The following is an 18747-nucleotide window of genomic DNA, read 5'->3' as shown; positions in this document are numbered from 1 at the left end:
GTGCAAGATTATTCTATGCTTAAAAGGGCTTGTTTCCGCCGCTTTCCGTCGAGCGAAGATTGTTCGACATCAATCACTGGCTAGAAACCTTAGCAACAATGCTATTTCATCACATGGGGCTGGAGGGTGTCGCACGCAAGAACTTGTAGGAAACTGTTACACAAAGCAAGTTCGTCTTTACAGGCGGAGGGCGGGGGTAAATCAGGCGCTGGTATCGATGTGGCGGCCCAGGGTTTTCTCGCTCTGGCGGCGATCCTGTTCGGCGTGTTTGTCGGCCGCCTGGGCGGCGCGCCGTTGCAGGGTGGTGGCGTCGTCGCTGGCCTGGGCGCGGGTGCGCTGGGTGTCGGTATTCTTTTCCACCCGGGTCTGCACCGCGCGCTCGGCGACGTTGCTGCGCTGTTCGCGCGCGACGCTCTCGGCAGAGCTCGCCTGTTGGGCGCGCTGCTGATCGCGGTTGGCACGGGTCTCGCGCTGGTTGGCCGCCTGCACGCTGTCGAGCGGGGTGCTGATGCGCGAGGACGAAATCGCATTGGCCGCCATGAAACCCTCCAATAGGAATTGCCGGCAGGCTACTCTTTCACTGTAGAAGCTCAGGTGCCTGAAATCAAGCCCTATCGCGTCTGGCGGCGGCAAATTACGTTAAACTATTGCCTGTGCCGGCACTGCCGGCCTCTCTGATAAAGCATCCCATTGAAAACCAAAACCCCAGTCCAGCCGCACTACTTTGTTCCGGAACCGCTCGATAACGCGCGTCTGGCCCATCTGTGCGGCCCCCTCGACGAAAACCTGCGCCAGATTTCCGCCGCGCTGGACGTCACCATTTTCCGTCGCGGCGAGAAGTTCATCGTCAGCGGCCACAACGCCGAACGGGCGGTGCAGATCCTCGAACAGTTCTACGCGGTCGCCAACAAGATCGTGCCGATCGAGGAGGTGCAGCTGGCCCTGGTGGAACAGCGCGCCGGCCTGGCCGCGGCCGTCAGCGCCGCGCCGTCCGCGCCGGACCAGCCGCGCGTGGTCGAGGCGCCGTTTGTCGAGCCGGACATCAACAGCCCGATCCTCAAGACCCGCCGCGCCGACCTGCGCGGCCGCACGCCGCACCAGATCCGCTACCTGCGCAACATCCTGGAGCACGACATCAGCTTCGGCGTCGGCCCGGCCGGCACCGGCAAAACCTATCTGGCGGTGGCCTGCGCGGTCGACGCGCTCGAACGCGACGCTGTCAAGCGCATCATCCTGACCCGTCCGGCCGTCGAGGCGGGCGAGCGCCTGGGCTTCCTGCCGGGCGACCTGGCGCAAAAGGTCGATCCTTACCTGCGTCCGCTGTACGACGCGCTGTACGACCTGCTGGGCTTTGACCGCACGCAGAAGATGTTCGAGAAGCAGGTGATCGAGATCGCGCCGCTGGCCTATATGCGCGGCCGCACCTTGAACCACGCCTTCGTCATCCTGGACGAGGCCCAGAACACCACCGTCGAGCAGATGAAGATGTTCCTGACCCGCATCGGCTTCGGCAGCAAGGCCGTGGTCACCGGCGACGTCACCCAGGTCGACCTGCACAAGAGCCAGAAGAGCGGCCTGGTCGACGCCATCCAGGTGTTGAAAGAGGTGCGCGGCATCGCCTTCAGCCATTTCAACAGCGAGGACGTGGTGCGTCACCCGCTGGTGGCGCGCATCGTCGACGCCTACGAAACGGCGCACAACCACGAAGCGGAAATCGCTCCCCTCCTCAAAGCCACGGCCCTCAAAAATGTCCGCAAAAAATAAACTGACGCTGTCGGTGCAATATCCCGACGCCCGCCTGCAGGAATCCATCACCCGTCCCAAGATCCGCCGCTGGGTGCAGGCCGCGCTGTTCGCACCGGCCGAGCTGACGATACGCTTTGTCGACGCCGGGGAAGGCCGCACCCTGAACCGCGACTACCGCGACAAGGACTACGCCACCAACGTGCTGACCTTCGCCTACAACGAAGGCGAAGAGTTGCCGGACGACGCGCCGACCCAGGCCGACATCATCCTCTGCACCGACGTGCTGGAACAGGAAGCGGCCGAGCAAAAGAAAACCGTGGAAGAACACGCCGCCCACCTGATCGTCCACGGCGTGCTGCACGCCCAGGGCTACGACCACATGGACGACGAGGAAGCGGCCGAAATGGAAGGCATCGAGACCGAGATCCTGGCCGGCCTCGGCTACGCCGATCCCTACGCCGACTGAGCGGCAGGCGCTGCCTTTTTGACAAAAAAGGCTATGCCACCCCATTTCGTGTATCCTATACCCCTTCGAAACAACGGCTCACGCCTCCTATGCAAGAGCACTCTAGTGGCGTCAAGACTGACGCCAAACCCCATCGGTCGCTGTTTGAACGCCTGACCGCACTGATTTCCCCCGAGCCAGAGAACCGCGCGGAACTGCTCGAAGTTCTGCACGACGCCCACGAACGCAACCTGATCGATGCCGACGCCCTGTCGATGATCGAAGGCGTGTTCCAGGTGTCGGACCTGTCCGCCCGCGACATCATGATCCCGCGCTCGCAGATGGACGTCATCGACATCTCCAAGCCGATCGAGGAATGGCTGCCGCAGGTGCTGGCCACCGCCCACTCGCGCTTCCCCGCCATCGAAGGCGAGCGCGACAAGGTGATCGGCATCCTGCTGGCCAAGGACCTGCTGCGCTACTACGCCGAGGAATCGTTCGACGTGCGCGACATGCTGCGCCCCGCCATCTTCATCCCCGAATCGAAACGCCTGAACGTGCTGCTGCGCGACTTCCGCGCCAACCACAACCACATGGCCATCGTGGTCGACGAGTACAGCGGCGTGGCCGGCCTGATCACCATCGAGGACGTGCTGGAGCAGATCGTCGGCGACATCGAGGACGAGTACGACTTCGACGAGGAAGAAGACAACATCCTGTCGATCAAGGAGGGCGTGCACGGCCCGCGCTGGCGCATCAAGGCGCTGACCGAGATCGAACAATTCAACGAGGAACTCGACACCGCGCTGCCGGACGACGACGTCGACACCATCGGCGGCCTGGTCGCCAAGCACCTGGCGCGCATGCCGCACAAGGGCGACGTGTTCGACATGGACGGCCTGCGCTTCGAAGTGCTGCGCGCCGACGCCCGCCAGATCCACGTGCTGCTGGTGGAAAAGCTGCCGCCCGCCGCCGAAGCCGGCGACGACGCCTGATGCGCTTTCGCCGCGCCAATCCGAACGATCCGCCGAAGCCGCAACGCTCCACCCGCGGCCGCATGACCATCACCGCCGTGGCCGGCGCGCTGTGCGTGTTCGCCTTCGCGCCGTTCGGCTGGTGGCCGCTGGAGATCCTCGGCCTGGCGACCTTGTTCTACCAGGTGCTGCGCAGCAGCGACGTCAAGGCCGCCGGCCTGATCGGCTGGGCCTTCGGCTTCGGCTGGACCGCCGCCGGCGTCCACTGGCTCTACGTTTCCCTTCACACCTACGGCGGCATGCCGGCGCCGCTGGCGGCCACCGCCGTGCTGCTGCTGGCCTGGGCCATGGGCTTCTACGTGGCGCTGGCGATGGGCGGCGCGGCCTGGCTGCGCAAGCGCTGGGCGCTGCCGCTGCCAGCCGCCAACCTGCTGGTGCTGCCGGCCATGTGGTCGCTGTTCGAATGGATACGGGGATGGCTGTTCACCGGTTTCCCGTGGCTGTCGGCCGGCTACGCCCACAACCACAGCCCGCTGGCCGGCTTCGCGCCGCTGATCGGTATGTACGGCCTGGGCTGGCTGGCGGCGGTGATCGCCGGCGCCCTGCTGTTGCTGCTGCACCGCACCCGCCTGCGTGCGGCCGCGCTGATCGTCGCCATTCCGGTGGCCGGCGTCGCGCTGGGCTTGCTGCACTGGACCTACCCGGAAGGCAAGCCAATCTCGGTGCGCCTGCTGCAAGGGAACATCCCGCAGGACGAGAAATTCAACGGCGCCCATGTGATGGCGGCGCTCAAGCTGTACCAGGACGCCATCACGGCCGCCCCGGCGGACCTGATCGCCACGCCAGAGACGGCCATCGTCATGCTGCCGCAGCAGCTGCCGCCGGACTATTTGCCCGGCATCGCCCAGTTCCTGAACAAGACCAACAGCAACCTGATCCTGGGCATCCCGCTGGCCGACAGCCAGACCGCCTATTTCAACAGCGTGATCGGCATTCCGTCGCGCCTGGGGTCGAGCTACTACCGCTACGACAAGCACCACCTGGTGCCGTACGGCGAGTTCATTCCGTTCGGCTTCCGCTGGTTCGTCAACCTGATGTCGATCCCGCTGGGCGACCAGACCAGCGGCCGCGACATCCAGCCCTCGTTCGCGATCAAGGACCAGCGCGTGCTGCCCAACATCTGCTACGAAGACTTGTTCGGCGAAGAGATCGCCGACCAGCTGAACAACCCGGCACAGGGCCAGAAACCGGCCACCATGCTGCTCAACGTCTCGAACCTGGCCTGGTTTGGCGACACCATCGCCATCCCCCAGCATCTGCAGATCTCGCAGATGCGCACGCTGGAGACCGGCCGCCCGATGCTGCGGGCGACCAACACCGGCGCCACCGCCATCATCAATGGCGACGGCAAGGTGGTCCAGCAGCTGCCCGTCAACACCTATGGCGCGCTGGCGGCCTCGGTGCAGGGCATGGCCGGCAGCACCCCGTATATCCTGTGGGGGAACAAGCTGTTCCTGGTGCTGGCAGCACTGTCGCTGGCCGGCGCCTGGTTTGGGGCCCGGCGCGCAAAAAACCAGCCTAAAGCCGCTTAATCTCTACAGGCTCCCTGTAAAACCCGCTAAAATTGCCCCTTTAGCGAAACTGCAACCGCGCGCCTCCGGGCTGCGCCACCGACCAAACAAGATGCTGACATTTCAACAAATTATTCTGACCTTGCAAACCTACTGGGACAAGCAAGGCTGCGCCCTGCTCCAGCCCTACGACATGGAAGTGGGCGCCGGCACCTTCCACACCGGCACCTTCCTGCGCGCGATCGGCCCGGAGCCCTGGCGCGCGGCCTACGTGCAGCCATCGCGCCGCCCGAAGGATGGCCGCTACGGCGAGAACCCTAACCGCGGCCAGCACTACTACCAGTACCAGGTGGTGATGAAGCCGGCGCCGGAAAACATCCTGGACCTGTACCTGGGTTCGCTGGAAGCGCTGGGCCTGGACCTGAAGCAGAACGATGTCCGCTTCGTCGAGGACGACTGGGAATCGCCGACCCTGGGCGCCTGGGGCCTGGGTTGGGAAGTCTGGCTGAACGGCATGGAAGTGACGCAGTTTACCTACTTCCAGCAAGTCGGCGGCCTCGATTGCAAGCCGGTGCTGGGCGAGATCACCTACGGCATCGAGCGTCTGGCGATGTACCTGCAGGGCGTCGAGAATATGTATGACCTGGTGTGGACCACCTGGGAAGAAAACGGCGAGACGAAAACGCTGAAGTACGGCGACGTCTTCCACCAGAACGAAGTGGAACAGTCGGCCTACAACTTCGAACACTCGAACACCGAGCTGCTGTTCGTCCAGTTCAACAACCACGAATCGGAAGCCAAGCGCCTGATCGAGCTGCAACTGACCCTGCCTGCGTATGAGCAGATCATGAAGGCTTCGCACAGCTTCAACCTGCTGGACGCGCGCGGCGCCATCTCCGTGACCGAACGCGCCGCCTACATCGGCCGCGTGCGCGCCCTGTCGCGCCTGGTCGCGCAAGCCTACTACGATTCGCGTGAACGCCTGGGCTTCCCTATGGCACCCGCCGCCGCTGTCGCCGCCGCTGAATAAACTGTATAAATAATATGACTCAAACTCTGCTCATCGAACTGCTGACCGAAGAACTGCCGCCGAAGGCGCTCGCCAAACTGGGCAAGGCTTTCGCGGACGGCATCGTCAACGGCCTGAAATCGCGCGACTTCCTGGAAGCCGACAGCGTCACCACCTCGTTCGCCTCGCCGCGCCGCCTGGCCGTCTCCATCACCAAGGTGCGCGCCACCTCGCCGGACAAGTCGATCCGCGAAAAAGTGCTGCCGGTGTCGGTGGCGCTGGACGCCGCCGGCAACGGCACGCCGCCGCTGGCCAAGAAACTGGCCGCGCTGGGCTTCCCCAACCTGACCGTGGCCGATCTGGAACGCGCGCAGGACGGCAAGGCCGAAAGCTTCTTCTACACCTACACCGCGGCCGGCAGCGCGCTGCAAGCCGGCCTGCAGGCCGCGCTGGAAGACTCGGTCGCCAAGCTGCCGATTCCTAAAGTGATGAGCTACCAGCGTCCGGACGGCGCCACCGTGCAGTTCGTGCGTCCGGCCCACAGCCTGGTCGCGCTGCATGGCGCCACCGTGCTGCCACTGACCCTGCTGGGACTGACCGCGTCGAACGTCAGCGAAGGCCACCGCTTCCTGACCGCTCCCGGACAGCGCATGATCACCATCGCCAACGCCGACAGCTACGCCGCCACCCTGGCAACCGAAGGCAAGGTACTGGCCAGCGTCGAAGACCGCAAAGAGAAAATCCGCGCCGAACTGCTGGCCAAGGCCGGCGCCGACCAGGTGCTGATGCCTGAAGCCCTGCTGGACGAAGTGGCCGCGCTGGTCGAATGGCCAGTGGTCTACGAGTGCAAGTTCGAGGAAGAGTTCCTGGCCGTGCCGCAGGAATGCCTGATCCTGACCATGCAGACCAACCAGAAATACTTCGCGCTGACCGACACCAACGGCAAGCTGCGCTCGCGCTTCCTGATCGTCTCCAACATCGCCACCGCCACGCCGACCGCCATCATCGACGGCAACGAGCGCGTGGTGCGTCCGCGCCTGTCCGACGCCAAGTTCTTCTTCGAGCAGGACAAGAAGAAGACGCTGGAATCGCGCCTGCCGCTGCTGGAAAAAATCGTCTACCACAACAAGCTGGGCACCCAGGCCGCACGCGGCGAACGCGTGGCCGCGCTGGCCGCCTTCATCGCCGGCGCCATCGGCGGCGACGCCGCGCTGGCCACCCGCGCCGCCAGGCTGTCGAAGGCCGACCTGGTCACCGAGATGGTCGGCGAGTTCCCTGAGCTGCAAGGCATCATGGGTACCTACTACGCCCGCAACGACGGCGAGCCGGAAGATGTGGCGCTGGCCGCGTCCGAGCACTACCAGCCACGCTTCGCCGGCGATGCCCTGCCGTCCACCGTCACCGGCACCGCCGTGGCGCTGGCCGACAAGCTCGAAACCCTGGTCGGCATCTGGGCCATCGGCCTGGCGCCCACAGGCGACAAGGACCCGTTCGCGCTGCGCCGCCACGCGCTGGGCGTGCTGCGCATGCTGATCGAGAAGCGCCTGCCGCTGTCGATCTCCGGCCTGCTGTCGCATGCCGCGCAGCTGTTCGCCTCCGTGGCGGGCTTCAAGGATCCGTCGGCAGATGTCTACACCTTCATGATCGACCGCCTGCGCGGCATCCTGCGTGAGCGTGGCTTCTCGCCTAACGAAATCGAGGCAGTCGTGGCGCAAAACCCGGACCGCCTGGACGACATCGTGCAGCGCCTGGAGGCCGTGCAAGCCTTCGCCGCGCTGCCGGAATCGGCCTCGCTGGCCGCCGCCAACAAGCGCATCACCAACATCCTGAAGAAGAACGAGGAAGCGCTGGCCGCCGCTGGCAACAGCGGCGTCAACGTCGCGCTGCTGCAGGACGCCGCCGAGAAGAACCTCAACGCCGCCGTGGTGCGGGTGCTGCCGGAAATCGACGCCGCCTTCAATAAGGGCGATTTCGCCGGCACGCTAAAAACGCTGGCGCAGCTGCGCGAGGAAGTCGACGCCTTCTTCAACGACGTGATGGTGATGGCCGAGGATGTCGCCCTGCGCAACAACCGCCTGGCCTTACTCTCTTCGCTGCACGGCATGATGAACCGCGTGGCCGACATTTCGAAGCTGGCGGCCTAAATGGGTGGGCCGTCCATGAAACTGATCATCCTCGATCGCGACGGCGTCATCAACCACGACTCGCCGGACTTCATCAAGTCGCCGGCCGAGTGGATCCCGGTGCCCGGCTCGCTCGAAGCGATCGCCCGCCTGAACCAGGCGGGTTATCGCGTGGTGGTGGCGTCGAACCAGTCGGGCATCGCGCGCGAGTTCTTCGACATGTCGGTCCTGAACGCGATCCACCAGAAGATGCACAACCTGGCGCAGCAAGTGGGCGCCAGCATCGACGCCATCTTCTTCTGCCCGCACGCCGCGGCCGACAGCTGCGATTGCCGCAAGCCGAAGCCGGGCATGTTCACGGAAATCTCGCAGCGCTATAAAATCAGCCTGAAAGGCGTGCCGACCGTCGGCGATTCGCTGCGCGATTTGCAGGCCGGCTATGTCAGCGGCTGCGTGCCCTACCTGGTCCTGACCGGCAAGGGCGAGAAAACCCAGGCCACCGGCGGACTGCCGCCCGGCACCATGGTGTTCCCCGACCTCGCCGCGATGGTCAACCACCTGCTGAAAACCAGCGCCCCGCCGGCGCTGCACATCGTTAGCTAAACAGTTTTTGGAGTCTGCATTGGGTCATCCCGTCTTGTTTCTGCGTTCCCTGATTTTCACCATCGTCATGGTGGTATCGACCATCGTCTGGGCCTGCGTATGCCTGCTGGCCGCACCGCTGCCGTACAACCAGCGCTTCTACATCACCGGACGCTGGAACGTGTTCATGATCTGGTGCCTCAAGGTCATCTGCGGCATCCGCTACCAAATCAAGGGCGCCGAGAACTTCCCGGATGCGCCGGCCATCGTGCTGTCGAAGCACCAGTCGGCATGGGAGACCATCTTCCTGCTGCCTAACATGCCACGTCCGCTGGTGTTCGTGTTCAAGAAGGAGATCCTGTACATCCCCTTCTTCGGCTGGGCGATGGCGCTGCTGCGCATGATCCCGATCGACCGCAAGCAGGGCAAGTACGCCTTCCAGGACGTGGTCCGCCACGGCAAGCGCCGCCTGGCCGACGGCCAATGGATTATCATGTTCCCGGAAGGGACCCGCATCCCGGTCGGCAAGGCCGGCAAGTACAAGAGCGGCGGCACGCGGCTGGCCATCGAGACCGGCGCGGTGGTTGTACCGATCGCGCACAACTCCGGCGAGTGCTGGCCAAAAAATTCTTTCATCAAGCGGCCCGGCCTTGTTACAGTATCGATAGGCAAACCGATTTCGCCGGAAGGCCAGACCCCGGACAGCATGATGCAACAGGTGGAAAATTGGATAGAATCAGAAATGCGCGTCATTTCGCCCCACGCCTACAACGCTGGCTAGATGATCTAGCCACGCTGGTGAAGCCGGCGTCGCCGCAAGACGACGCCAGCCAACTGGACCTGTTCGGACGGGAGGCGCAGTCGCAGGCTTCCGTCAAGCCGGTGTACACCGCACCCGTATGGTCGATTCCGACCTCGCCCACCTCGAATACCCCTCCTCCCGTTTCGCCCTACGTCGCACCGCCGCAGACCGCCGTGCCGGTCAAGCCGCGCGCGCAAACGCCGCCGCCGTCGGACCAGATCCCCAAGCGCCAGCTGCTGGTGGGCGATTTTGTACTCGAATATTCGCTGCGCCGTTCGACCCGCCACTCGATCGGCTTCATGATCGACGACGACGGCCTACGTGTGACCGCGCCCAAGCGCATCAGCATCGCCGAAATCGACAACGCCATCCGCACCAAGCAGCACTGGATACTGAGCAAGCTAAAAGAGCGCCGCGAACGCCGCGCCGCGCGGCTGGAGAAGCCGCCGGTGGAATGGGTGGACGGCGCGCAGCTGCCCTACCTGGGTGCCGACATCACGCTGCGGTTGCTGGTGGGCGGACGCAATCGCAGCAGCTACAACCCGGCCACACGCGAGCTGTCCATGGTGCTGGTGCCCGGCGCCACCGAGACCCTGCTCAAGGAGCGCGTGAAGGCCTGGTACCAGCAGGAGGCCAAGGTGCTGTTCGAGCAGCGGCTCGACATATTTGCGGAGCGGCTGGGGGTACGCTATCACTCGTTCGGCCTGTCGTCGGCCGGCACGCGCTGGGGCTCGTGCACGGTGGACCGCAAGATCCGCCTGAACTGGAAGCTGATCCACTTCTCGCAGCCGCTGATCGACTACGTGATCGCGCACGAGTTGTCGCACATCCTGGAGATGAACCATAGCGCGCAGTTCTGGAGCACGGTGGGCCTGATCTATCCCGAATACGAGGAAGCCAAGAACCTGCTGCGCAAGCGCGCGCAGGAGCTGCCGGTGCTGTTCCCCTGATATCGTAGGAATCTACAAAGGCCGAACCTATGAGTTCAAATGGAAGTGTCGACTTGCTCACCCGCGTGATTAAGGAAAAGCACGCGGTTCTTATGCAATCCGCGCACGACCTAATATTAGATATCGCTGGGGACGATCTCGCCACCAAGAAAAATTCAGCCGAACTTGTACGCGCCGGAGCAATAGCATTACGAGGACTGCTAGCCCAAAATGACGTACCAAGCTGGCTCAACAACTTAATCAGTGTTCGCTTTGCATAAAAAAGTTCAGGAGGAAATGGAGCAGAGAATTGGCTCTGAAGTCAAACCTCTTGCAAGCAAAACCTCATTTCCATTCCTTACCTACGACCAAGCTGGGCGTACACCTTCTCTCTCGGTGATCGCATATTCGACGAACGTTCAAGCTTGACCGTTATGAGTCCCGACGTGTGTGGATGAGCCGCACGATTTCCATTACTTGCAACTTCGGCCGAACCCGATATACCAACACAATTTGATCCGCGACGCGAAATTCAAACGTTCCCTTTATTCGGCCTTTGTGGCCCAGCGTCGGAAAGTCAGCAAGCAGCTCTGCTGCTCGCCCAATTTTCCTATCCGTCGAGATCGCGCCTTGAATGCTACGCGACTCAATGAAATCGAATAAGCGTTCCCTGTCCCGCACTGCACGAGCCGTCCAGTGCGCGATCATGGGTCAGACCTTGGAAAGCTTCTTTAACAGCTCGGCGCGTCGCGCCGCGAATTTTTCCTCTACAACTGAATGGGGAATGCTCGGACCAGGATCGTCCAGCGCCTCCTGCACTTGCTGGCGAAACCACGCATTATGTTCTTCGTTTTTTTGAGCCTCACGCAGTCTCTCTGCAACCGCAGGATCATTGCTGGTCCGGTCAAGTTTCCCAACGTCGACCAAGAAGTAAGGTATTCCATGATCGCGAAGATAATCGTCCAAGGCCTCCAGCGTCGCAAATATTCGCAAACTACCATCGTCTGCAGCGAGTGCCTTCGCTGTTCTGCCATGATGAACGACCAGATGCCATCCTTCTTTCAAACCGTATGCGCGCGCCACTCGAGATTTTTGCGCCGCCAACAATTCCATCAATCCGGTTTGATCTATGGGCTTGAACGTCGTCTCCATACTGCCTCCACACGATGGTATTCATCGGTCTTTGAGTATAGCAAGATGCTCTGGTTTCAACCCGATTCGCGTCAATACCAATTCGCCTGTTCGATCGACGCGCACGAGAAGCAGGCCTTATTCCTAAAGGCATCCAGGTAAGTGGTATCGCGCCCGACCAAAACCAGTTGACGTTTCCACAACGCCGCCGTACCGTGTCACGATGGACACCTTACAAAAATTCAGCCGCACCACCATCGTTCTGCACTGGCTGGTGGCAGCCACCATCATTGGCCTGATCGCGCTCGGCATCTACATGGTCGAGACGGAATCCTGGCATCTGTACGACATCCACAAATCGATAGGCCTGCTGGCGTTCGTGGCGATCCTGGCGCGGCTGGCCTGGCGTTGGCGCAACGGGCTGCCTCAGCCGGTGCGCCCGATGTCGCGGCTGGAGCATGTGACCGCCGTGGCGGCGCATGTGGTGCTGCTGATCCTGACCGTCGTGCTGCCCCTGACCGGCATGCTCTATTCCGGCGCCAGCGGCCATGGCTTCGGCGTCTTCGACTGGCAGATTTTCCCCAGCCACGAAGTCGCCGGCCAGGCCGTGCCGCTCAGCGCCCGCTGGTCCGACATCGGCCAGACGATGCACGGTTTCCTCGGCTATCTGCTGCTGACGCTGATTGTGCTGCACGCCGCCGCCGCGCTCAAACATCATCTGCTCGACAAGGACGCTACCCTGAAGCGCATGCTGGGCCGGCCGCCCGAGTCAACATAAAGACAAATCAGTTATCCGTTCCTCAAATATCCTTCATTTCATAATAAAAGTTGCCGCACGGCATTTATCGTGATAACTTGTGCTGCACTGCCGCATAAAGGATAAATCTGATGCAACAAACCATGAAAAAGAAGACCGGCCTGGTCTTGGGTGGAGGCGCGCCGAACTCGCCTCTGATCGCCGGCGCGCTGGCTGCCTTCCTCGACCAGGAAGTCGAATTCGACGTGATTTCCGCCTCGGGAGCGGGTGTTCTGATGGGCTTGCTGTACGCGGCGCCACTGGAAGGCTCGCCCCGCGCAGCGCTGAAACGCTGGGCCGATACCGGCGTCTCCGACAGCATCTACAAGATGATGCCGGTGAATTACAAGATCTTCCACAAACCAGGCCAGGAGGCGGACGCCTTCCGCAACGCCTTCGCGCCAACCAACAGCCATCCGGTGTTTGGTGCGATGCAAAATGTTTTCGGCCAGGTGCCGTGGACCGATTGGACCCAGTTGTTAATGTCGACCATGTCGCCGTCCAACCTGTCCGCCAAGAGCCTGGGTTTGTGCGCGCACGCGCCGTTCCTGGAAGGCGCGGTCGATTTCTCCGCCATCGCCAGCATGAAGCCGGAGTTCTACATCAACGCCTACAACCTGAACCAGCATCGCATGACGATCTGGAACAAGCACGAAATCAAGGCCGAACATGTGCGCGCCGCGCTGTCCTTCCCCTTCCTGTATGCGCCGACTGAAATCGACGGCGAGGACTACATCGAAGGCGCCGCACTGGAGACGCTGAACTTCGATCCCTTCATCGAAGGCAAAGGCGATCATCACGACACCGACACACTGATCGTGCTCGACATCCTCGGCGACGAACGCCTGCTGCGCAAGCCGCGCAACCTGTACGACGCCTGGGTCGGTTCGATGATCACGCCGCTGGTGAAGATTTCGCAGAACCAGATCCGCCTGTTCGAGCTGGAACACAACACCGACCGCAAGACCGGCCTGCCGAAACGCCGCCTGCTCAAGCTGGAGTTGATGGCCGCCGTGCCGGACGACCATATGCCGAACACGATGGACTGGTCGACCTCGAACATGCAATTCCTGTTCGATATCGGCTACAAGGCGGCGACGCGCTTCTGCCGCCAGCACTCCACCGTGCTGCGTTACGCTGAAGAGACGGAACTGGCGGGTTAAAGCGCCACGCCGCTTCGTCATTCCCGCGCAAGCGGGAATCCATGCCGAGGCTATGAGCAGGCGACGTATGGGTTCCCGCTTGCGCGGGAACGACGGGAATCCTAGGTCTTGATCAACGCAGGCAACAGTGCCAGCGTGCGGCGCGTGGCACCGCGATGCTGGTTGGCGAAGGCCAGCGCGTTGCGGCCCATCGCCGCGCGCGCCGCTTCGTCGTTCAGCAAACGCCCTGCGACGGACATCAGCTCCGCCGCATCGGCCACGCGTTGCGCGCCACCGGCCGCCAGCGCATCTTCCGTCACCAGCGCGAAATTGAAGGTGTGAGGTCCGATCAGCACCGGCTTGCCCAACGCCGCCGGCTCGATCAGGTTCTGGCCACCCAAGGGCAGCAGGCTGCCGCCGACGAAGGCCACATCGCAGGCCGCGTAGTAGGCGAACATCTCGCCCATCGAATCGCCCAGCAGCACATCGACAAAACCCGGCAGCACGGCATCGCCGCCGTCCAGCGCCAGCTTGCTGCGGCGCTGCAGGTTCAGGCCATGGGCGCCGACCATCTTCTCCACTTCATCGAAGCGCTGCGGATGACGCGGCACGATCAGCAGCAATACCTTGGCCGGCAACGCGGCACGCTCGCGGCGGAAGGCATCGAGTATCAGCTCCTCCTCGCCCTCGCGCGTGCTGGCGCACAGCAGCACCGGCCGGCCGCCGATCACGCCGCGCAGCGCCGTGCCGATGGCCAGCGCCGCATCGGGCACCACCACGTCGAACTTGATGCTGCCGGTGATCTCGACGCGCTGCACACCCAGCGAGCGCACGCGCTGCGCATCGGCCTCGGTCTGCGCGGCGACCAGCGAGATGCCGCGCGCGGCGTCCACCAGCAAGGCCCCGAAACGGCGCGACCTGCGCAGCGAGCGCTCCGACAAGCGGGCATTGGCCAGCACCACCGGCACGCCACGCTTGCCGCACACGGCGATCAGGTTCGGCCACACCTCGGTCTCCATCAGGATGCAGGCCGCAGGCTTGAAATGTTTGATGAAGCTGTCCACCATCGTCGCCGTGTCATACGGCAGATACGATTGCACCAGTCGCGCGCCATGTCTGGCGAACAGCGTCTTGCCGGTGGCGCGGCCGGTCGGCGTCATGTGGGTGAGGACGATGCGGCTGTGCGGATACTCGGCCAGCAGGGCGTCGATCAAGGGCTCGGCGGCGCGCGTCTCGCCCACCGACACGGCGTGTACCCACAGCGTTTGTACAGAGGAGGAGGCGCCGCTGTAAAAGCCCAGCCGCTCGCCCCAATGCTGGCGATAGCCCGGCTCCTTGCGGCCGCGCAGCCACAAGCGGGTCAGCACCAGCGGCAAGGCCAGCCACCACATCACGGAATAGAAAATACGCATAGTTATGCGAGCAGGCTGCGGGCCGCGGACAGCACTTCGGCCACCGACGGCGGCGCGCCGCGATCGCCCAGGTTGATGATGCGCGGCGACCAGTTGCCTTCGGTTTTCCAGCGCGGCGAATCGGCGTAGATCTCCACCGTCGGCCGCACGAAGGCAGCAGCGATATGGGTCAGTCCCGTATCGACGCCGATCACCAGGCCGGCGTGACGCGCCAGCAGCATCGCATCGGCCATCGACAATTTAGGCAGCACGCGCGCGTTCGGCAAGCCGGCGGCCAGCACTTCGGCCTCGGCCTTTTCCTTCGGCGAGCCCCAGGGCAGCAGGATGGGCATGGGCGCCAGTTCGCGACCCAGCGCGATCCAGTTCTCCGGCGCCCACTTCTTCGGATCGCGCGCGGTGCCGTGGAAGTAGACGGCGTAAGGCCCGGCCGGCATCCAGTCCGGACGCGGCTCGCTGGCCGAGACTTCCGGCAGGCCGAAATCGGCCGGCGTGTCGACCGCGTAGCCCAGCGCCGCGCCGGCCACCAGGCGGCCGCGCGCCACCGCGTGCGTGCGCGGATCGGTCGGTATACTCAGGTTGTGGAAGATGCGCGAGATGCCCTCGTAGCCGGAGCCTTCGCTGCCATTGGCCAGGCCGACCTTGCGGCCGCCCTTCACCACCCGGGCCGCGCCCATGATGATGCCGGTCTTGAGCAATCCCTGCGTATCGAATACATAGTCGTACTGCTGCTGGCGCAGCGTACGGAAGAAGCCCTTGATCTCGGCGCGCGTCTCCGGCTTGCCGAGACTCTTGCGCCAGCGCCGCAGCGCAAACGGAATGATGGTGCGCACGCGCGCGTTGAGCCGCACCAGGCTGACGTAGCCCTCCTCCACCACCCAGTCGATGTTCGCGTCCGGGAAATGGCGGGCGATATCGGCCACCATCGGCAGGTTGTGCAGCACGTCGCCCAGCGAGGAGACGCGCACCAGCAAAATGTTCAGCGGCTTGCGACCGCCCGCTTGCGCCGTCATGCGCTTAGAACGGCAGTTCCGCGTCCGGCTTGGCAGCCAGGATCACGCTTTTGAACTGGCCCTGGATGCGCGCCAGCGCGGCCGGCGTTTCGGCCTCGAAGCGCATCACGATCACCGGCGTGGTGTTGGACGAACGCGCCAGGCCGAAGCCGTCTTCGTATTCCACGCGCAGGCCGTCGATGGTGATGATCTGCGCGTTGCCGGGGAACCTGGCGTCGCTGCGCAGCTTGTCCATGACGATGACGTTCTCGCCTTCGCTCAGGTGCAGGTGCAGCTCGGGCGTGCTGTCCGATTGCGGCAGCGAGTTCAGCAGCTTGGACGGATCGGCTTCGCGGGTCAGGATCTCCAGCAGGCGGGCGCCGGAATACAGGCCGTCGTCGAAACCGTACCAGCGGTCCTTGAAGAAGATGTGGCCGCTCATCTCGCCGCCCAGCGGGGCGCCGGTCTCGCGCAGCTTGGCCTTGACCAGCGAGTGGCCGGTCTTGTACATCAGCGGCACGCCGCCGTGCTTGCTGATCCACGGCGCCAGGTGGCGGGTGCACTTGACGTCGTACAGGATCTGCTCGCCTGGATGGCGGCTCAGCACGTCGGCCGCGAACAGCATCATCTGGCGGTCCGGGTAAATGATCTGGCCATCCTTGGTGACCACGCCCAGGCGGTCGCCGTCGCCGTCGAAGGCGATGCCCAGCTCGGCGTCGGTCTCCTGCAGGCAGCGGATCAGGTCCTGCAGGTTTTCCGGATGCGCTGGATCGGGATGGTGGTTAGGGAAATTGCCGTCCACTTCGCAGAACAGTTCGATCACTTCGCAACCCATGCCGCGGAACAGGTCGCCGGCGAACGCGCCGGCCACGCCGTTGCCGCAGTCCACCGCGATCTTGATCGGACGCGCCAGCTTGACGTCGCCGATGATGCGCTCCAGGTACTGCGCGCGGATGTCGTGGGTGCTGTACGCGCCCTTGGCCGCCGCCGACGAGCCGTCATGGTCGACGATGCGCTGGTACAGCGCGGTGATGGCCTCGCCGTGGATCGCCTCGCCGGCCAGCACCATCTTGAAGCCGTTGTAGTCCGGCGGATTGTGGCTGCCGGTGACCATGATGCCGGACGCGGCGCCCAGCACATTGGTGCCGAAATACACCATCGGCGTGGCCACCACGCCCAGGTCGATCACATCCACACCGGCCGCTTGCAGGCCTTCGGCCAGCGCTGCCGTCAGCACCGGGCCGGACAGGCGGCCGTCGCGGCCGATCACGACTTTCTTTTCGCCCTTGGCCAGCGCGGCCTGGCCGAAGGCCTGGCCGATCTGGCGCGCGACGCCCGCATCCAGGGTTTTATCGATGATGCCGCGGATGTCGTAAGCCTTGAAGATCGTTTTAGATAAAGAGACCATAGTGTGGGAATGTAGTTGCGAGGAGGGTTGAAGCCGGCGGCCGGCCTATCCGGCCGCCGGGTGATCGAAGTGCCAGCAGTTTAAACCTTTAAGCCGGCGATGTCTTTACCGGCTTCCAGCCATTCCTTGACCCATTTCGGCTGGCGGCCGCGGCCGGTCCATAACTGGGTGGGGTCGGCCGGATTGCGGTAACGCGGCGCCACATTGCCGGTCTTGGCGCGCACGCTGCCGCCGCCGCCGACCAGGTCTTTCAAGGGCACGCCCACGCTTTGCGCAATAGCCAGTATCTGTTCGCGCGCCTTGGCCAGGTCCTGGCTTTCGCGCTGCTTTAATTCGCGTTTAACTTGTTCCTGCAGATTCCGCAAATCCGCGGAGGACATATTCGACAGATCCATTGGGGTATTCCTTTTAAGTGAGGTGATATAAAGCCCGGCGGGAATATATTACATCAACATAAAAAAGTCAGGTTTTCTTATGGCGTATCATCCAGCGCGGGGCTTTAAAGCGGACGATGCGGACATATATCCAGATGTAACTGCCAATAAATAAAATACAGCAAACCATTAATGCCCAGGTATAGCGCCACAATACCGTGGCCGGTATCACCGCCATCAGCGAAAACAACCAGAGATACGGCGACGTCATCGAATTGCGGCGTATCAGCGCGCGCGCCTCTTTGCGGCCAACCGCCCATTGCACGATGCGGCGGAAGATCAGGCTATGCAAATGGATGCCGTCCGGCATGGCAGGCGACTTTCCACGGACAAACATGCGTCGATAAACGGAAAACAGGGTTTCAAAGGTCGGATAGATCAACAGCAGCGCCGCGTACCAGGTGGAAACTTGCGGATTGCGCATTACCAGCAGCAAGGCCAGTTCGCCCAGCATGAAGCCGATGAAATACGCGCCGCCGTCGCCCAGGAAGATCATGCCGACCGGGTAATTCCAGATCAGGAAGCCGGCCGTGGCGCCCGCCACCATCAGCGCCGCGATCAGCACGAACATATCGTTGACCTGCAAGGCCACATAACCCAGCGACAACAGCATGCAGATGCACACCACGCTGGCCAGGCCGTTGAAACCGTCGATGATATTGACCGCGTTGGCGATGCCGGCCACTGCCAGCACCGTCAGCGGCAGGGTCAGCCAGATGTATTGCAGCGGCCAGGCGGAAAACGCCCAGTCGATGCGGTCGACGCGGGCGTCAAGCAGGAAGTAGCCGAGCGCGGCGGCGGCCATGGTCAGCACCAGGCGGCGCGCGGCGCTGACGCGGCCGGTGTAATCCTCGACGATGCCGCCGACAAACGCCACCGAGGAACAGGCCAATAGCGACATCAGCCAATGCGTCATGGCCGGCACCCGCCAAATGGAAATGAAAGAACTCAGCGCCACCGATAAGAATATCGATAAGCCGCCAATCCGGGCGACATGGTGGGCGTGCACTTTTTGCACACCCATGAAATCGGAATCGAGCGCGGGACCGTGCAATCTCGCTTCTTTAATCACCAGCAGGGTTAGCAGCGCGGAAGCGACAAAGCTCAGTAAAAAGGAAAACATATTTTTCTATACAAAATTACCGGACGCGCTAACCGATAAGGATGGACTATACGCTAACTCGCGATTGTACCGGATTAAGCGAGGCGGTCCTGAATTGATAGCCGGTAATAGCCGCTTGGCGTCAAACATTA

At 63.0% G+C, this 18747-nt stretch carries 19 protein-coding genes; 11 read left to right on the top strand and 8 right to left on the bottom strand.

Annotation, left to right across the window (positions count from 1 at the left end; all coding sequences use genetic code 11):
* Positions 1-201 precede the first annotated feature (201 nt).
* Complete coding sequence (locus tag ACEN9O_RS13460; RefSeq protein WP_495618031.1) at positions 202-540, bottom strand: hypothetical protein; 339 nt, start codon at positions 538-540, stop codon at positions 202-204.
* 150 nt (positions 541-690) lie between these two features.
* Here ACEN9O_RS13460 and ACEN9O_RS13455 point away from each other — a divergent pair, with 150 nt between their 5' ends.
* From ACEN9O_RS13455 to ACEN9O_RS13415, 9 genes are all read left to right on the top strand, one after another.
* Complete coding sequence (locus ACEN9O_RS13455; RefSeq protein ID WP_495618030.1) at positions 691-1764, top strand: PhoH family protein; 1074 nt, start codon at positions 691-693, stop codon at positions 1762-1764.
* Positions 1748-2212 carry an rRNA maturation RNase YbeY gene (gene ybeY / locus ACEN9O_RS13450; RefSeq protein WP_495618029.1) on the top strand — a complete coding sequence of 155 codons (465 nt, stop codon included), beginning with the start codon at positions 1748-1750 and terminating at the stop codon, positions 2210-2212. The genes ACEN9O_RS13455 and ybeY overlap by 17 nt, the downstream gene beginning before the upstream one ends.
* Positions 2213-2301: 89 nt before the next feature.
* The gene (locus ACEN9O_RS13445; RefSeq protein ID WP_495618028.1) at positions 2302-3186 is read left to right on the top strand and encodes a CorC family transporter; all 885 of its coding nucleotides are present in this window, start codon (positions 2302-2304) and stop codon (positions 3184-3186) included.
* Complete coding sequence (gene lnt, locus ACEN9O_RS13440; RefSeq protein ID WP_495618027.1) at positions 3186-4757, top strand: apolipoprotein N-acyltransferase; 1572 nt, start codon at positions 3186-3188, stop codon at positions 4755-4757. The genes ACEN9O_RS13445 and lnt overlap by 1 nt, the downstream gene beginning before the upstream one ends.
* A 91-nt stretch (positions 4758-4848) precedes the next feature.
* Positions 4849-5766, top strand: coding sequence for a glycine--tRNA ligase subunit alpha (glyQ, locus tag ACEN9O_RS13435; RefSeq protein WP_495618026.1), 918 nt, complete (start codon positions 4849-4851; stop codon positions 5764-5766).
* Between the two features lie 14 nt (positions 5767-5780).
* Positions 5781-7889, top strand: a complete 2109-nt coding sequence (gene glyS / locus ACEN9O_RS13430) for a glycine--tRNA ligase subunit beta (protein WP_495618025.1) — start codon at positions 5781-5783, stop codon at positions 7887-7889.
* 15 nt (positions 7890-7904) lie between these two features.
* Complete coding sequence (gene gmhB, locus ACEN9O_RS13425; protein ID WP_495618024.1) at positions 7905-8471, top strand: D-glycero-beta-D-manno-heptose 1,7-bisphosphate 7-phosphatase; 567 nt, start codon at positions 7905-7907, stop codon at positions 8469-8471.
* Between the two features lie 67 nt (positions 8472-8538).
* Entirely contained in the window at positions 8539-9231 is a 693-nt protein-coding gene (locus ACEN9O_RS13420; RefSeq protein ID WP_495618470.1) for a lysophospholipid acyltransferase family protein, read from the top strand.
* A 17-nt stretch (positions 9232-9248) separates the two neighbouring features.
* Entirely contained in the window at positions 9249-10202 is a 954-nt protein-coding gene (locus ACEN9O_RS13415; RefSeq protein WP_495618023.1) for a M48 family metallopeptidase, read from the top strand.
* Between the two features lie 411 nt (positions 10203-10613).
* Here the strand turns inward: ACEN9O_RS13415 and ACEN9O_RS13410 are convergent, their stop codons facing one another.
* Together ACEN9O_RS13410 and ACEN9O_RS13405 are read right to left on the bottom strand one after the other, a co-directional pair.
* Entirely contained in the window at positions 10614-10889 is a 276-nt protein-coding gene (locus ACEN9O_RS13410; RefSeq protein WP_495618022.1) for a type II toxin-antitoxin system RelE/ParE family toxin, read from the bottom strand.
* A 3-nt stretch (positions 10890-10892) separates the two neighbouring features.
* On the bottom strand, positions 10893-11333 hold the full coding sequence (locus ACEN9O_RS13405; RefSeq protein WP_495618021.1) for an antitoxin PaaA2 family protein: 441 nt from the start codon (positions 11331-11333) through the stop codon (positions 10893-10895).
* A 202-nt stretch (positions 11334-11535) separates the two neighbouring features.
* Here ACEN9O_RS13405 and ACEN9O_RS13400 point away from each other — a divergent pair, with 202 nt between their 5' ends.
* The gene (locus ACEN9O_RS13400; protein ID WP_495618020.1) at positions 11536-12090 is read left to right on the top strand and encodes a cytochrome b; all 555 of its coding nucleotides are present in this window, start codon (positions 11536-11538) and stop codon (positions 12088-12090) included.
* Positions 12091-12200: 110 nt separating this feature from the next.
* Positions 12201-13271 carry a patatin-like phospholipase family protein gene (locus ACEN9O_RS13395; RefSeq protein ID WP_495618019.1) on the top strand — a complete coding sequence of 357 codons (1071 nt, stop codon included), beginning with the start codon at positions 12201-12203 and terminating at the stop codon, positions 13269-13271.
* Positions 13272-13372: 101 nt separating this feature from the next.
* Here ACEN9O_RS13395 and waaA read toward each other — a convergent pair whose 3' ends face one another.
* From waaA to ACEN9O_RS13370, 5 genes are all read right to left on the bottom strand, one after another.
* Positions 13373-14662, bottom strand: a complete 1290-nt coding sequence (gene waaA, locus ACEN9O_RS13390) for a lipid IV(A) 3-deoxy-D-manno-octulosonic acid transferase (RefSeq protein ID WP_495618018.1) — start codon at positions 14660-14662, stop codon at positions 13373-13375.
* Between the two features lie 2 nt (positions 14663-14664).
* Complete coding sequence (waaC, locus tag ACEN9O_RS13385) at positions 14665-15672, bottom strand: lipopolysaccharide heptosyltransferase I (protein WP_495618017.1); 1008 nt, start codon at positions 15670-15672, stop codon at positions 14665-14667.
* 4 nt (positions 15673-15676) lie between these two features.
* A complete protein-coding gene (locus ACEN9O_RS13380) occupies positions 15677-17059 on the bottom strand; it encodes a phosphomannomutase/phosphoglucomutase (protein WP_495618016.1) in 1383 nt (460 codons plus the stop codon).
* Positions 17060-17139: 80 nt separating this feature from the next.
* Positions 17140-17454 carry an H-NS histone family protein gene (locus ACEN9O_RS13375; protein ID WP_495618015.1) on the bottom strand — a complete coding sequence of 105 codons (315 nt, stop codon included), beginning with the start codon at positions 17452-17454 and terminating at the stop codon, positions 17140-17142.
* A gap of 67 nt (positions 17455-17521) precedes the next feature.
* Positions 17522-18616 (bottom strand): MraY family glycosyltransferase, encoded by a 1095-nt coding sequence (locus tag ACEN9O_RS13370; RefSeq protein ID WP_495618014.1) that lies wholly within the window; start codon positions 18614-18616, stop codon positions 17522-17524.
* Between the last annotated feature and the right edge of the window lie 131 nt (positions 18617-18747).

This window comes from Duganella sp. Dugasp78 (assembly GCF_059491455.1).
This window is presented reverse-complemented; position numbering and strand designations above follow the sequence as displayed.